This window comes from Victivallis sp. (assembly GCF_048170485.1).
Taxonomy (GTDB): domain Bacteria; phylum Verrucomicrobiota; class Lentisphaeria; order Victivallales; family Victivallaceae; genus Victivallis.
The window spans coordinates 22660-37589 of record NZ_DBEXAY010000300.1; the positions used below are offsets into that span (position 1 = coordinate 22660).

General features: G+C 62.0%; 15 protein-coding genes. 7 read left to right on the forward strand and 8 right to left on the reverse strand.

Annotated features, from left to right (window positions below; all coding sequences use genetic code 11):
- Positions 1 to 5 precede the first annotated feature (5 nt).
- Genes tsaD through ACMLHG_RS15670 form a run of 4 tightly spaced genes read left to right on the forward strand, consistent with a single transcriptional unit; the run spans position 6 to position 3934 of the window.
- Positions 6 to 1085, forward strand: a complete 1080-nt coding sequence (gene tsaD, locus ACMLHG_RS15655) for a tRNA (adenosine(37)-N6)-threonylcarbamoyltransferase complex transferase subunit TsaD (protein WP_417171094.1) — start codon at positions 6 to 8, stop codon at positions 1083 to 1085.
- A 3-nt stretch (positions 1086 to 1088) separates the two neighbouring features.
- Positions 1089 to 1727, forward strand: a complete 639-nt coding sequence (locus tag ACMLHG_RS15660) for an HAD family hydrolase (RefSeq protein ID WP_294434973.1) — start codon at positions 1089 to 1091, stop codon at positions 1725 to 1727.
- Between the two features lie 18 nt (positions 1728 to 1745).
- Positions 1746 to 2564: a nitroreductase family protein gene (locus tag ACMLHG_RS15665; RefSeq protein WP_295806586.1), complete on the forward strand. Its 819-nt coding sequence runs from the start codon at positions 1746 to 1748 to the stop codon at positions 2562 to 2564.
- The gene (locus ACMLHG_RS15670; protein WP_417171095.1) at positions 2558 to 3934 is read left to right on the forward strand and encodes a CCA tRNA nucleotidyltransferase; all 1377 of its coding nucleotides are present in this window, start codon (positions 2558 to 2560) and stop codon (positions 3932 to 3934) included. Before ACMLHG_RS15665 ends, ACMLHG_RS15670 begins: the two co-directional genes overlap by 7 nt.
- A gap of 67 nt (positions 3935 to 4001) precedes the next feature.
- On the opposite strand, the gene ACMLHG_RS15675 is transcribed toward ACMLHG_RS15670, so the two are convergent.
- The 4 genes from ACMLHG_RS15675 to ACMLHG_RS15690 form a co-directional block, all read right to left on the reverse strand.
- The gene (locus ACMLHG_RS15675) at positions 4002 to 4562 is read right to left on the reverse strand and encodes a hypothetical protein (RefSeq protein WP_294434968.1); all 561 of its coding nucleotides are present in this window, start codon (positions 4560 to 4562) and stop codon (positions 4002 to 4004) included.
- A gap of 236 nt (positions 4563 to 4798) precedes the next feature.
- Positions 4799 to 5329, reverse strand: coding sequence for a Fe-S-containing hydro-lyase (locus ACMLHG_RS15680; protein ID WP_294434967.1), 531 nt, complete (start codon positions 5327 to 5329; stop codon positions 4799 to 4801).
- Positions 5326 to 6180, reverse strand: a complete 855-nt coding sequence (locus tag ACMLHG_RS15685; RefSeq protein ID WP_295806593.1) for a fumarate hydratase — start codon at positions 6178 to 6180, stop codon at positions 5326 to 5328. The genes ACMLHG_RS15680 and ACMLHG_RS15685 overlap by 4 nt, the downstream gene beginning before the upstream one ends.
- A gap of 20 nt (positions 6181 to 6200) precedes the next feature.
- Entirely contained in the window at positions 6201 to 8651 is a 2451-nt protein-coding gene (locus tag ACMLHG_RS15690; RefSeq protein ID WP_417171096.1) for a Na/Pi symporter, read from the reverse strand.
- Positions 8652 to 8917: 266 nt separating this feature from the next.
- Here ACMLHG_RS15690 and ACMLHG_RS15695 point away from each other — a divergent pair, with 266 nt between their 5' ends.
- Genes ACMLHG_RS15695 through ACMLHG_RS15705 form a run of 3 tightly spaced genes read left to right on the forward strand, consistent with a single transcriptional unit; the run spans position 8918 to position 11297 of the window.
- Positions 8918 to 9736 carry a GNAT family N-acetyltransferase gene (locus tag ACMLHG_RS15695; RefSeq protein WP_417171097.1) on the forward strand — a complete coding sequence of 273 codons (819 nt, stop codon included), beginning with the start codon at positions 8918 to 8920 and terminating at the stop codon, positions 9734 to 9736.
- Between the two features lie 12 nt (positions 9737 to 9748).
- Positions 9749 to 10510: a lysophospholipid acyltransferase family protein gene (locus ACMLHG_RS15700; protein WP_295806601.1), complete on the forward strand. Its 762-nt coding sequence runs from the start codon at positions 9749 to 9751 to the stop codon at positions 10508 to 10510.
- A complete protein-coding gene (locus ACMLHG_RS15705) occupies positions 10503 to 11297 on the forward strand; it encodes a hypothetical protein (protein WP_294434958.1) in 795 nt (264 codons plus the stop codon). Before ACMLHG_RS15700 ends, ACMLHG_RS15705 begins: the two co-directional genes overlap by 8 nt.
- 14 nt (positions 11298 to 11311) lie before the next feature.
- On the opposite strand, the gene ACMLHG_RS15710 is transcribed toward ACMLHG_RS15705, so the two are convergent.
- From ACMLHG_RS15710 to plsY, 4 genes are all read right to left on the reverse strand, one after another.
- Positions 11312 to 12451 carry a hypothetical protein gene (locus ACMLHG_RS15710; protein WP_417171098.1) on the reverse strand — a complete coding sequence of 380 codons (1140 nt, stop codon included), beginning with the start codon at positions 12449 to 12451 and terminating at the stop codon, positions 11312 to 11314.
- Between the two features lie 93 nt (positions 12452 to 12544).
- Positions 12545 to 13213, reverse strand: coding sequence for a hypothetical protein (locus tag ACMLHG_RS15715; protein WP_417171099.1), 669 nt, complete (start codon positions 13211 to 13213; stop codon positions 12545 to 12547).
- A gap of 6 nt (positions 13214 to 13219) precedes the next feature.
- Complete coding sequence (locus ACMLHG_RS15720; RefSeq protein ID WP_295806607.1) at positions 13220 to 14212, reverse strand: NAD(P)H-dependent glycerol-3-phosphate dehydrogenase; 993 nt, start codon at positions 14210 to 14212, stop codon at positions 13220 to 13222.
- Positions 14209 to 14847, reverse strand: coding sequence for a glycerol-3-phosphate 1-O-acyltransferase PlsY (plsY, locus tag ACMLHG_RS15725; RefSeq protein ID WP_295806609.1), 639 nt, complete (start codon positions 14845 to 14847; stop codon positions 14209 to 14211). Before plsY ends, ACMLHG_RS15720 begins: the two co-directional genes overlap by 4 nt.
- Positions 14848 to 14930: the final 83 nt, after the last annotated feature.

The window sequence follows — 14930 nt, forward strand, 5'->3', positions numbered from 1 at the left end:
TTGCCATGAGTTTGATTCTTGGAATAGAGAGCAGCTGCGACGAAACCGCGGCGGCGGTGGTGCGCGACGGGCAGGATGTGCTGTCGAGCAGCGTCGCTTCGCAGATCGCCCGGCATGCGGTTCATGGCGGCGTGGTGCCGGAACTCGCCGCGCGTGAGCATCTGGTCGCGCTCAATCCGGTGGTCGAATCCGCATTGCGCGAAGCAGGCGTCACGATGGCGCAGATCGACGCGGTGGCGGTGACGCAGGGGCCGGGGCTGATCCCGGCACTGCTGGTCGGGCTGAGCTTTGCAAAAGGGCTGGCGATGGGCAACGGCAAGCCGCTGATCGGCATCAACCATTTTATCGCACACATCTACGGGGCGTTTCTGGATGGCGCGCACGAAGCGCTGGAGGATCCCGCCAGTTACCCGTTGCTGGCGCTGGTGGTTTCCGGCGGGCACACGTCGCTCATGCTGATTGAAGCGGACGGCCGGGCGCGTCAGCTGGGCTGCACCATCGACGACGCGGCGGGGGAAGCGCTGGACAAGGGGGCGAAACTGCTGGGGCTGGGGTATCCCGGCGGACCGGTGGTGCAGCGGACCGCCGAAGGAGGGGACTCCTCGCGGTTTGAGTTTCCGCGTCCGCTCACCGGGGCGGCGGGCAAACCGCTGGCGCCGGAAAATCTCTACAACTTCAGTTTCAGCGGCATCAAGACCGCGTTGCTCTACCATGTCCGGAATCACGCCGGGGCGGATGGAAAACTGCCGCCGGAGCTGCTGAAGGATACCGTCGCCTCGTATCAGGAGGCGGTGATCGATGTGCTGGCGCGCAAGACGATGCTGGCGGCGAAGAATTTCCACGTGAAGACGATCGTGGCGGCCGGCGGTGTCGCCTGCAACTCGCTCCTGCGGGAGCGGCTGACACAGCTGACTCCGCCGGGAGTGCGGCTCCGGCTGGCGGAGCGCAAATACTGCACGGACAATGCCGCGATGGTCGGCGGGCTCGGCTGGCACTATTTCCGCCGGGGGGAATTCACCTCGCTGGATGCGGATTCCTACGCCCGGCTGCCCGCCATCACGCAGGTGCCTTTTCTGGGGGAGTGAAGAATGGTAAAACTGATTGTATTTGATCTGGATGGAACTTTGATCGACTCCCGGCACGATCTGGCCGGGGCGGTCAATTACATGCGCGGTTCGATGGGGCTGGAACCATTGTCGGCGGAACGGGTGGTCTCGTTTGTCGGCAACGGTATCATCAATCTGGTGCGCCGTTCGGTGGCCGATGCGGAGGTCGATTTCGATGAAGCGCTGCGGCGGATGAAGCGGTATTATGCCGATCATCTGGTGGACACCACCTGCCTTTATCCCGGAGTATCCGCCGGGCTCAAGGAGCTGAAAGAGTCGGGAATCACACTGGCGGTGCTGTCGAACAAGCCGACCGCCGCGTCCGCAAAAATTCTGGACCGGCTCGGTGTCGCCGGGTTTTTCTCGGACATCATCGGCGGCGACGGGAACTATCCGCTCAAGCCGGAGCCGGATGCGTTGCTGGCGCTTCAGGCGAAGTACGGCTTTGACGCCTCGTCCTGCTGGATGTTCGGAGATCACTACACCGATCTGGAAGCGGCGCGCCGGGCCGGATTCCGCCGCGCGCTGGCACGTTACGGCTTCGGGGACCCGCGGGAGGAGAAGTTTGACTTCGAGGTGGATTCCTTCGGGGAATTCGTGATTGCGGTCAAGGGATTTTAAAGGAAAGGCGAGGGCGCGATGAACGGTTTGAAGTTTGAAGTGGATTCTCAGAAGTGTGTTCGTTGCGGTGCGTGCATCCGGGATTGTGCGCCGGGAATTCTCGCTTCCGGCGAGGATGGTCTGCCGGTTCTTCTGCCGGGGAGCGAAGCGCGCTGTACGCGCTGCCAGCATTGTCTGGCGGTCTGCCCGGCCGGTGCGGTTTCCATCTTCGGCCGCAATCCCGCGGACAGCACCCCGGCAGGGAATCTGCCGGAGCCGGAGTCGATGCTCCGCTTGATCCGTCTGCGCCGATCCTGCCGCAGTTATCAGCGGAAAAATGTCGATGCGGAGACACTCGACCGGCTCAAATCGATGCTCGCCTGGGTCCCGACCGGAGTGAACAACCACCGGCTCGACTTCGCTTTCGTCGACGATCTCGCCGTGATGGATGAGATTCGCAATTCGGTGAACGCCAGGATTCTCGAACGCATGAACAGCGCGCCGGAGACGCTGGGCGGCCTGTTGCGCTACCGGGAACAGGTGCTGGCGGGGAAGGATGTGATCTTCCGCGGCGCACCTCACATGCTGGTGGTTTCCGCGCCGGAGGATTCCCCCTGTCCGGCCTACGACCCCACGATCGCGTTGAGCTATTTTGAACTTTATGCGCAGTCGCTCGGGCTGGGCACCGTCTGGTGCGGTCTGGCGGCGGCGATGTTCTCGCTCTTCCCGGATCTCGGGGAACGGGTCGGAATCCCTGCCGGATACCGGCTCGGATATGTGATGCTCTTCGGCCCGGCGGCGGTCCGTTATCCCCGGGCGACGCAGCCGGAACCGGTTCGGATTCATTCGGTTTGTTAGGGCTCGGCATGGAGCGTTTCCGGCGGAAATTTCAGGTTGCCAATCCGGCGTTCCACGCCGCCTGCCATGCGGTACGCAAGCTGAAGCAGGCCGGGTTCGAGGCCGGTCTGGTCGGCGGCTCCGTCCGCGATCTTCTGCTCGGCTGCCTGCCTGCGGATTACGATCTGGTGACCACCGCGGTGCCGGAGGTGCTGGCGGAACTCTTCCCCGGCCAGCGTTCGGTCGGGGTGAGCTTCGGCGTTTCGCTGATCGAGGTGGAGGGAATCCGGTTCGAAGCGGCGACCGCAAGGGAGGAACGCAACTACCTTGACGGGCGCCATCCGGAACTGGTCCGCTACACCGATTCGCTGGAGCTTGACATGGCGCGGCGCGATTTCACCGTCAATGCGCTCTGGTATGATCCGGAGACGGAAGAGGTGTGCGACTGCGTCGGCGGTGTCGCGGATCTGGAGCGGGGCGTTCTGCGGACGGTCGGCGACCCGGAGGAGCGTTTCCGCGAGGACTATCTGCGGATGTTGCGGGCGGTCCGGTTTGCGGCACGGCTGGGATTTGAACTTTCGCCCGGTACCCGGCGGGCGATTGCGGAACTCGCACCGCTGACTGCGGAACTTGCTCCGGAACGGGTTGCGGGGGAACTCACCCGGATGCTGACCGGCCCCGCGCCGGACCGGGCCATGCGTCTTCTGCTGGAGCTGGGGCTGCTGCGGGCCGTACTGCCGGAGGTCGCCGCGCTGGACGGCGTGGAGCAGCCGCCGCAGTTTCACCCGGAGGGGGATGTCTTCACCCATACGATGAAAATGCTTGCCCATATGGCGTATCCGGATGCCCGGCTGGCGTGGAGCGTCCTGTTGCACGATATCGCCAAACCGCAGACCCAATCGATCGACGAGACGGGGCGGATTCGATTTTTCGGTCACGAAAGCGAGGGGGCGGAGCTTGCGGGGCGGATTCTCGACCGGTTGCGCTTCTCTACGGCCGACCGTGAGGCGATCGTGCAGGCGGTGCGCGGCCATATGCGGTTTGCATCGGTGCGGGAGATGCGTGCGGCAAAACTTCGCCGCCTGCTGGCGGATCCGAATTTTCCGCTGGAGCTGGAACTGCACCGGCTCGACTGCATCGCCTGTCACGGGTTTCTGGAGTGTTTCATCTATCTGCTCGATGAACTTATCGAACGCCGGCGGCGCGGGGAGGAAACCGCTTTGCCGGAACGTTGGGTGACCGGAAAGAGCCTGATTGCCGCCGGGTGCCGTCCGGGGCCGGAGTTCGGACCGTTGCTCGAATCGATCTACGACCGTCAGCTGGCGGGGGAGTTTGCCGGTCCGGCGGAGGCGCTGGCCGCGGGGGTGGCCGCGTGGAACAGCCCCACGTGACGACAAGGAAAAACGGCGGCCGCAATTCGGGCCGCCGCCGGGAAGGCTTTCGAAACGGAGGGGGAGATTATCTGATCTCCAGATCCAGATCGGGATCGGCAAACCAGGCTTTCCCGGTGGATTTGCCGAGGTAGAAGGCGATGCCGAGAGTGGCCGCCCCCTGCGGAATCTGTTTGACGCGGAAGACGGTCTTGCGCTCCTGCCAGCCCTGCGTTCCCTTCATATTGACACCGTCCTTGTACATCAGCCGCTTGCCTTTGGCGTCGAAGAATGCGAGCGTTCCGAAGGCGACTCCGGTGACGTTTTCCGTCTTCTGCTTGTATTCCAGTTCAATGACCATCGTCTTGCCGGCGGGGATGGCCGGGAGATCGGAGACCTTGACCAGCCGCTGCCAGACGCTGGGCCAGGTCTTGCCGCCGGTGGAGGAAAGAACAATGGCAAACTCATCTTTTTCCCCCGGAATGGGTTCCACTGCGACACTGTCGCCGGCTTTGGTCTGCACGGCCTTGGTCCAGCCGGTGAGCTTGCCGTTGGTTTCGACGAAGTCGGAATTCTGCACCGGCAGATCCATGGCGGCGAGACCGAACGAAAATGCCGCCGCCGCGGCCATCACAAAAAGATGTTTCATAGACAGATTCTCCTTAATGTTGCAGGGAAAATGCGGACGCCGCGGGCGCGATCTCACCTTCCCCGGAAAATCTTTTCTGCCCCCGGGCGAACGTTTCCCTTTTTTTACTAATAGTGTCACATCGATCTTTTGTCAAACGTCCTGGGAAAAAAAGAGAAAACATTCCGGCAGAAAAAAACAGAACCACCGTGCTGTGCGGTGGTTCTGATGGGAAACGCTGGTTTGCGGGAGGTCGTTCAACGGTAGAGCGAATTCCCGGCGGCGTCGATTGCCACAACCAGAGGAAGGTTCTCCACCTCCAGCCGGTAGATTGCCTCCGGCCCGAGCTCGGGGAACGCTACGACGGAACAGGCACGGATGCACCGGGCAATCAGCGCGCCCGCTCCTCCGGTGGCCGCGAAATAGACCGCGCCATACCGTTTCATGGCCTCCACGACTGCGGCCGACCGGTTTCCTTTGCCGATCATGCCGCGCAGGCCGCAATCCGCGATCAGCCGCGGCGAATAGGCATCCATCCGGCCGCTGGTGGTGGGCCCGGCACTGCCGATCACCCGCCCGGGAGGAGCGGGGCAGGGGCCGACAAAATAGAGCGCCTGTCCGTTCAGGTCAACCGGCAGGGGCTTCCCTTCGTCAAGCAGGGCGACCAGCCGGCGGTGAGCGGCGTCACGGCCGGTCCAGATGACGCCGGAGAGCCGGACCCGGTCGCCGCAACGCAGGGCGCGAATCTGCTCTTCGGTGAACGGCGTGGTAAGAGAAATGGTGTTCATAACGTCACCTCCGCGTGTCTTGCCGCATGGCAGTTCAGATTGAGTGCAACCGGCATGCTGGCGATGTGACAGGGATGAAAATCGATGTGAACCGCGAGGCTGGTGACGTCGCCGCCCAGCCCCTGCGGACCGACGCCGGTGGCGTTGATCTTTTCAAGAATCTCCCGTTCCAGAGCGGCGTAACGCGGATCCGGATTGGGCTGGCCGAGCGGACGAAGCAGAGCCCGTTTGGCCAGCAGTGCCGCTTTCTCCATGGTTCCGCCGATGCCGACCCCGACGATGGTGGGAGGGCAGGGATTGCCACCCGCGTTGCGGACGGTATCGACGACGAAGTTGACGACACCCTCTTTCCCGTCCGACGGTTTGAGCATCCGCACGGCTCCCATATTTTCCGAACCGCCTCCCTTGGGCGCGAGGACGATCCGCAGATGGTCGCCGGGGACGAGGTCCAGGTGAATCACCGGTGGCGTATTGTCAGTGGTGTTTTTCCGGTCGAAAAGGGGATCGTTGACGATCGATTTGCGCAGGTAGTGTTCCCGGTAGCCGCGCCGGGTGCCTTCGGTGAGCGCCTCCGTGAGCGTGCCGCGGTCGAGCCGCACCTCGTCGCCGAGTTCGACGAAGAAGACGGCGAATCCGGTGTCCTGACAGAGCGGCATCCGCTCCTCCCGGGCGATCCGGGCGTTTTCCAGATACTGGTCGAAGAAGTCACGGGCCGTTTCGCCGCGCTCTTCGGCCCGGCCGGTCCGGAGCGCCTCCAGAACGTCGGCCGGCAGGTCACAGGCGGCCTTGCCGCAGAGCTCGGCCACGGCCTCTGCAACGGCTTCAAAAGAGAGAATTCGAATGGGATTCATGATATTCTGTCACTTGGTTGTTACAAGTTTACATAATGCTTCTGAATTTCCGGAGTACGTTCTGCGATGTTGGAAAGGTGATCGCCGATCTTGGCGAGCTCGCCGAGCATCTCGATGAAGATCACTCCATTGGTCATCGTGCAGTTGCCTTTGCGCAGCCGATCGATGTGGGCTGATTCAAATTTGTCAGCCATTTTGTTGATTTTCCGTTCGTCCTTGAGGGCGAATTTCACCATGGCCGGATTGTCGCTGCCGAGCGCGTTGATGACATTTTTCGCCTGGTCGTTGAGCACGTCCCACATCTTGCGGAGGTCTTTCCGGCCGGCTTCGGAGAGTTTTTTCTCATTTTTGACCAGCCGGCTGGTCAGCTGGAGAATCAATTCCGTATGATCCGCGATCCGTTCGGCGTCGTTGGTGCAGTGCATCAGCAGCGGGACGAGTTCGGACTGCGGCTCCGTCAGCTGTTTGCGGGTGATCTGGACGAGGTAGGCGGTCACCTCCGCCTGCATTTCATCGATCCGCTCTTCGGCGGCGGCGAGCGCTTCGCACCGTTCTTTGTCCGACACGCCCGGGAGGAACTGTTTGTTGACCGCCTCATCGACCATGGCCCAGGCGTCCTTGACCATCTTGCGGATGGCGGTGACCGTCTGTTTGAGTGCGATGGAGGGGGTGTTCAGAAGGCCGGGTTCCAGCATTTTGATTTTGATCTTGCTGTCGTGGGGAATCGGCAGCAGCCAGTTGCACAAGCTGGCGAACTGCTTCAGGAAGGGCAGCAGCACAATCACCACCGTGACGTTGAAGAAGGTGTGCGCCATGGCGATATGACGCTCGACGTTCTGCGGAATCGCCGCAAACACATCGCCCGGGGTGATGGCGTTGATGAAATAGAGGAACACCGGAATCCGTTCCGGCCCATAGGGCACGTAGAAGAGGATCAGCATCAGCACGACGCCGAAGACGTTGAACAGGGTATGGGCGAGTGCCGCCTGTTTGGCCACCCGGTTGGCGGCGGCCGCAGCCAGCATGGCGGTGATGGTCGTGCCGATGTTGGTGCCGAGCAGGAGGGGGACCGCGGTGTAGAAGTTGATGAGACCGCTGCCGGCGAGGGCGAGCACGATACCCATCGCGGCGGAACTGGACTGGATCAGCACCGTGGCGGCGATGCCGATGCCGATCGCGCCGAGCACTGCGCCGAGCGGCATCCAGCTCCCCGGCTCTGCGGGCATGCAGTCGAACGCCTTGAAGAACTCTTTGAAGCTCGGGAAATCCCCGAGGACGCGCAGTTCATCGCTCATCATGGTCATGCCGTAGAAGAGCAGACCGAATCCGAGCAGTGTTTCGCCCCACCCGTTGATTTCGCGTTTCTTCGACAGCGTGATGAGAAATCCGAGCGTGATCGCCGGAAGTGCGAGTCCGGAGAGGTTGAAGGAGATGATCTGCGCGGTGACGGTCGTCCCCACGTTGGCGCCGAAGATGATGCCGATGGCCTGGGTGAGGGTGAGGAGTCCGGCGTTGATGAAACCAATCACCATCACCGTGGTGGCGCTGGAGGACTGGATGACCGCGGTGACCAGAGTCCCCGCCAGCACGGCGACGATGCCGTTCCGGGCGAAGAACTGGAGGATTTTCTTCATATTCTCGCCGGCGACCTTCTGAATGCCGTCGCCCATGAGCTTCATACCGAAGATGAAGAGGGTGAGGCCGCCGAGCACGGCGATGACGACGGCCCACAGATTGAAGCCGAGCAGTTTGATGGTTTTGCTGCGGATCAGGAATCCGGCATCGGGATCCACCACTTCAATGCCGACCTGATAGATGCCGGTTTTCTGGCCGAGTTTGACGCTGGTTTTTGCGACGCCGCGTTCATCGGTCACAACGGTGGGAGAGAGGATGGAGGCGTTGCTGGTCGCTCCTTCGCTGGTGGCGAGCAGCTTGAAGTTCACGGGAACTCCGGCGGCGGGCTTATTATCCTTCTGAAGTCTCACTTCGACGGAGTTGTCGCCGATTGTTCCGGTGCGGTACTCCTCTTCGTCACCTTTGATCTGCATGCCGGAGATCAGCCGGAGGGTGACGCTTTTGCTCTCGAATCCGACTGGAATGATTTTGAGATACTGGTCGCCGGTCTTCTGCCCGGCGCGGACCTTTGCCGCCGCCAGGCCGCCGGCGTCGCTGATGGTTTCCGCCGGAGTCACGACAAGATCGGAGCCGTCGACCGGCACGAAGAGGACTTTTACGCCGCTGACCGGAGCGCGGCTGCCTTTGCCGCCCAGCAGGCCGGGAACTTGCGGCCCGAGCAGTTCGACGCGGATCTCCCGGGGGAACTCCCGCCCGGGCAGAGCGCACTGTTCATCTCCCTGCATGATTCTCACTAGATCGACGGTGTGTTCGCCGCGATCGGAGCACCCGGCGAGGAGTGCGGAGAGCGCGAGAAACAGTATGGCAACGGCGCCAAAGCGGGTGCGAAACAGCATAGTAAATCCTGGGTTGGAATTGATGTTCCGGATGCTCCGCACAGTCCGGCGGGAAAATCATCCTGACGGTCACTTCATTAAATATAGTGCCGAAATGCGAGGATCTCAAGTCTTTTCGCGAAGTTTAAGCAGATAAATTCTTGCAAAAAGCCCGGAGAAGTGCTATCGTTTATCAATGGTAGCTGAGGCGTACCGCGGAGAGCTGACGCACCGGTTGGGAATCCGGAGTTGTCCGGCGGAGGAGGCCTCTACCATGAAGTGAAAAAATGCGTCTCCGGTCGGCGGGGGCGATTGAGGAGAAAATGCAGTTGGAGACGGCAGAGATGAATTTGATCCACGGGGGGCCGGTGCTGGCGGAGAGTCGCAGGTTTCTGGTGAAACTTGCGGAGACTTCCGCAGAACTGGAGCAGGCGTTCCGACTTCGATATGAGGTGTTCAAACTGGAGCAGGGGCGGATGGCCTCGCTCCAGAGCCGGATCGACCGGGATGAGTTCGACGATTACTGTTCCCATCTGCTGGTGATCGACCGGGAGACCGGGCGGGTGGTCGGAACCTATCGGATGCAGTTCGGCACGACCGCTCTGGCCGGGCGGGGATTTTATTCCGAGCAGGAATATGAGATCACCGGGCTCCGCGAGCTTGCCGGAAAGGTGCTGGAGGTCGGCCGCTCCTGTGTGGATCCGGCGTTCCGTTCCGGAGCGGTGGTCGCGATGCTGTGGGAGGGGATTGCGGAGGCACACCGCCGGGCGGGATTCCGCTACATGCTCGGCTGCGTCAGTCTGGAGCACACCAACGGCGCGATCGGCTGGGCGCTCTACGAGGAGTTGCGGCGCTCCGGGCAGCTCACGACGGCGATTGCCGCCACGCCCCGGGCCGGGTTTGAACTGGCCCGCCCGTCGGAGCAGGAAATTGCTGCAGTCGATCTGCGGCGGGAGGTTCCGCCGCTGTTCAAAGGGTACCTGCGGATCGGCGCGAAGGTGGCCGGTGTGCCGGTGCTGGATCGCGAATTCGGTTCGATCGACTATCTTGTCTGGTTTGATTTTGCGGAACTTCCGGATAAATATGTGAAACACTTCAACGTGTGAGAAACGGGACTCATGGCACTGATTCGACGGCTGGTGCGGGCGCTGCTGCTCCTATTCTGGTTCCTCATCCTGACGGTATGGGTGGCTCTGGTCAACCGGAAGAAAGGTTGGGACGGGGTGGCGAAAGCGGCGGCCTGGACCCGGCTCTGGGCGCGAGGCAGTGCGCGGATTGCCGGCCACAAAATCACCGTCTACGGGAATCCGGAGGCGTTTGAGGGCGGTTTGATCGTCGGCAACCACCAGGGATACCTTGACATTGTGGCGCATGCATCAATTTTCCGCATTCGTTTCGCGCCGAAAAAAGAGATTCGTTCCTGGCCGTTTCTCGGATTCATGATCAGCCTGAACCGCCCGGTCTGGATCGACCGGAAGTCCCGGCAGAAATCGAAGGAGGCCGCCGAAGAGATGGAGGCGACCATGCAGAACGGCATTGCCATGCTGGTTTATCCGGAGGGCACCAGCACCGATGGCCAGCACGGATTGCTGCCGTTCAAGTCGACGCCGTTTGAGGCGGCCGCGGAACTCGCTCTGCCGATTCAGCCGACCTTGCTCTTTTACGAAGGGGTGCCGAAACAGACGGAGCCGCTCGCCTGGTACGGTGATCAGGAACTGCTGCCGCATGTCTGGCGCATTCTCGGGCTGAAGGAGATCAAAATGCGGGTTTACGTTCTGCCGGTGGTGCATCCGGAGCCGGGTGAGGATCGCAAGGCGCTGGCGCTTCGCGTACACGATCTGATGGAGAGAGAGTATTGGAGGGTCAAGGACGATGTCTAAAATCGAAAAGCTGTATCGCGGTACGCTGGCCGCGTGGGGGATGCTGATCGACTTCCCGCTGCCGGAATATTTCCGGTTGCAGTTGAAGCACGGTGCCGATGCGCTTTCCACGGCCTGCGGCTTCCCTCTGGTCGGATTGGCGGTGGGCGTGCTGCTGGTGATTGTGGCGGGGTTTTGCTGCGTGGTGTTCAACCCGGTGGGCGGGAGCATCGTCTTTGCGTTGCTGGCGGCGGCATTCCTGGAATTCAAGGACTCGGGGCGGGGAGCTTCGCTGCTCGGCTCTTTCTTCCTGCTCCGGTTGCGGGGAGTTCCGACGGTGGAGGCGCTTCCCCGGCTCAATTCCGACATTGCCGCGCTCAACAATGTGGCGGCGGGACTTTTTCTCGGACTGCTTGAAGCGTTGAAAATCTGTTTTCTGTTCCTGCTCTGCTTCTTTCATGCCAAGTTGTGGATTGTGGCGGTGCTCGTCGGCGCCTTTTTCGTGCAGGCGTTTCTGGCGCTGCAGCCCGCGGCGGGGGGAGCTCCTCCGCTCCTGCCGGTTGCGCCGGAGAGCCGGATGCGGCTCTGGCGCATTCTGGTGGTGTTGTACGTCGTGATGATGCTCGCATTTCCGGTCGGGATGATCGGAGCCGGCGCGGCGGTCTACTTCTGCGCGACCGGATTTGCAAAATATTTCGAGCGTTGCAGTGACGGGATCACCTCTGATCTCATCACGCTGGCCGGTGCCGTGACGGAGCTTCTCCTGCTCCTCGTCGGCATTCTTCTGGCTCTGCACCTGCCGGCGTAGCCGGTGGAACCTTCTCAGCGGGACGGGGCGGCTGGACGGGCCGTCTCCTGCGTGATTTGCGCCGTTTCGGAATTCTTTTTCTGAATAGCCTCTCTTCTAAGCTGCACCATATCGCGGAGCGCGATGATCATCAAGACCGGGAAGAGACACAACAGCCAGCAGGCGTTGCCGAAAAGGTGAAACAGGGTAACACCGCCCAGCAGCAGAGCGGCCCGACGGTGTTTGCGTGTTGCGAGGTGGGCTATCCCTGCGGCGGCAAGCAGTAGCAGAACGAGCTCCGCGCCGCCGAAGCCATTGCGGCGCAGAATCATTTGCAGTGGATTCTCCCCGTAGAAACTCCAGTTCCCTGCCGAGAGATTGAGCGGGGCGAAGAACCATCCGGCGACGACAGCGGTCGCGTCGGCGGCGTCCGGCAGACGGAAGTTATTCCAGACCCCGGAGGCGGCGACGGCGAGACAGAGCGCCGGAATCGCGGTCAGAATGAAGCGGACCGGGTCGTCGGTGCCGTGACTGTAGGCGAAAAAGAAGAGCGTGACCGGCAGAATCCAGACGAGCAGCTCCAGACGCAGTTTCCGGTCTCGCATCAGCAGGAGCGAGAGAAGCGCGAGGCTCCAGAGCGTGCCGTTGGCGCTGAGATAGAAGACGCTGGTCAGTTCGACGAAGATCCAGGCAAGATAGGTGTGCGCTCCTTCGGCATAGTTGGTGTAGGAGAAACGCAGCGGATTGCCGAAGCCGTGCAGATTCACCAGCAGCTGGGGGAGGAATCCGAGCAGAAAGGCGGCGAATCCGGCCCCCAGGGCAGCGGGGAGCGTGGCGCGTGTGAAATAGCCGCGCCGGTGGAAGAGTGCCAGAACTGCGACAACCGGCAGAAACAGGATGTTGTTGATGCGGAAGAGACAGGCCAGAGCGAAGAGGAAGGCCGAGAGCGCCGCGCTTTTCCACGAGACCGGCAGGTAGAGCAGTGCGGTCATGGTGAGGAGTACGAGACAAGTGGACGGCGTGTCGCTCATGGCGTTGAAGCCGCAGCCGATCAGGGTGACGTAATGACTGTAGGTGAATTTTGAGCTGGGCATGCCGAGCCAGTTCTGGAACAGCCGGTTAACGAAATCGGGCTGATGGTGACAGAGGAAGGGGAGCAGTGCCCAGAACAACATGGCGGCGAATGCAATCCGGGAACTGCCGGTGAGCCGTCGGGCGATCAGGAAGCCGAGACCGAGCGAGAGCGGCGCAAGAAGAAATCCCTCTGTCTAGCAGAGCGGCAGCAGGATGTCGGTGAGGTTGCGGGTGCCGGAGACAAGTTCAAACGGCAGATAGAAGAGGCTGGTGCCGACGGTGAAGTGCCAGCGGCGCGAAAAATCTCCGGCGAGAAAATCGGTCAGATTGGCGTAGTACCCCGGTTCATCCGCCGGATTCGGCATCATGTTCTGCCCCGCGTTGACCAGAAGCAGCAGAAGGAACTGGCGGAGCAGGATCGGCGTGAGCGCGAGAAAGAGCCAGCTGCGGCGCCCCGGCTCATTCCGGAACTTCCAGGCGGCGGCCGCCGCCGCAAGCACTCCGCCGGCGAACAGCGGCAGCAGGGTGAGCCGCCACCATTCGACGACGTTGCCGGAACGGAAGGTGCCCCGTTCGGTTGCGGTGAGATGGATATTCACATATCCGGTCTGGCCATCCGGCAGCAGAAGTTCGCTGAACCGGTGGTAGCGGGCGAGCGGGTGGCGTGAAACCAGCACGAGCTTCTCCGCCTTTTCCTCGGCCTGAAAGGCGCGGTTGGCGATTCCGAGCAGGGGCGCGTCGAACGAAGGGGCGCGGAAGATCGGCGTCGCCGCCTCCACCGTCACCATGCGTCCGGCCTGCGCGGCAAATGCCGCGCCCGCGACGATGAGGAGGAGAAAGAGCCGCCGAACGCCTCGCATCATGAACTCTTATTCCGGCTTGGCCGTGCGGCTCATCAGGTTGCGGATGGCGGTCGGCACGTCGCGCCCTTCGTAGAGAACTGCGTAGATTTCGTCGATGATCGGCGTCTCCGCGCCGGTTTTCCGGGCGAGGGTGTAGGCGCCGCGGGCGGTGGGAACCCCTTCGGCAACCACCATCCCCATCGACTGGAGGATTTCCGGGAGTTTTCTGCCGCGCCCGAGCTCTTCGCCGACGTGACGGTTGCGGCTGTGCCCGCTGGTGCAGGTGACGATCAGGTCGCCGATACCGCTCAATCCGGAGAAGGTCTGCGCCTTGCCGCCGAGGAGTTCGCCGAGACGGCCCATTTCGGAAATTCCGCGGGTCATCATCGCCGCCTTGGGGTTGTCGCCGAGTTTCATGCCGTCGATGATTCCGGCGGCGATGGCCATGACGTTTTTGAGCGCGCCGCCGAGTTCGACGCCGACCACGTCGGCCGAAGTGTAGACCCGGAAGTTGTCATTGAGGAAAATGCGCTGTACCAGCTCCGCGTCGGCGGAGTTCTCCGACGCCGCCACCACTGCAGTCGGAACCCGGCGGGAGACCTCCTCCGCATGGCTGGGGCCGGAGAGCACCGCGTACCGGGTGCGCCCGAGCACTTCGGCTACCATTTCGCTGATGCGCAGCCAGCTCTCCACCTCGATCCCCTTGGCGACGTTGACCAGAAGCTGCCGCTCCGGCTCGAGGAACGGCTGAAGCTGTTTCAGGACGCTTCGAAGATACTGGGTCGGCGTGGCCAGCAGAAGAAGTTCGCGCCCGCTGACCGCCTTGCCCATCTCCGGCTCGAAATGGAGTTCCTGCGGCAGTTTCACCCCGGGCAGAAACCGGGCGTTTTCCCGGGTGCGGGCCATTTCGGCGAGGTAGTCGGGGAAGGGACCCCACTGGGTGACCTCGTGACCATTGGCGACAAGATTCAACGCGAGCGCGGTGCCCCACGCTCCGTCGCTGAGTACGGCGATTCTCATTTGGCGTCTCCGTGTTTTTTCTTTTCGAAGCGGCTCTCGGTACCGTTCAGCAGCCGCACGATATTGCTCCGGTGGCGATAGATTGCCAGCAGGCTGATCAACAGAAAGAATCCGATGGTGATGCCGGAGGTCGCCGTCGCTCCGCCGATGCCGCCGACGGCGAAGAGAATCGCCGTGCAGGGCAGCACGACGGCGGCGACGATGCTGGCGAGCGAGACGTAGCGCCAGACGAGAAAGACGATCACCCAGCTGACAAAGGCGATGAGCAGCGGATACGGCGCCAGCGCGAGGGCGACGCCCGCGGCGGTGGAGACCCCTTTGCCCCCTTTGAATTCGAGGTAGACCGGGAACATATGTCCGGCGATGGTGGCGGCTCCGGCGGCGAGGGCCACGACCGGTTCCCCGGGGCAGAGCAGTCCGGCGAGGTAGACCGGCAGAATTCCTTTGAGAAAGTCGAGGAAGAAGCAGAGTTTGCCCGCCGCCTTGCCGACGGAGCGGGTGACATTGGTTGCTCCGATGTTCCCGGAACCGACCTTGCGAATGTCGATGCCGTGCAGTTTGCCGATCAGAAAGCCGAACGGAATCGCCCCGATGAAGTAAGCCGCCACCGGAACGGCGAAATGCCATGCGTTCATAAAAAACCTGTTTTTTTCAGATTGAAACGGCGGTTGAGCCGCGTTATGTTATATCCTGTTATAAAATATGCCTCGAATCCACA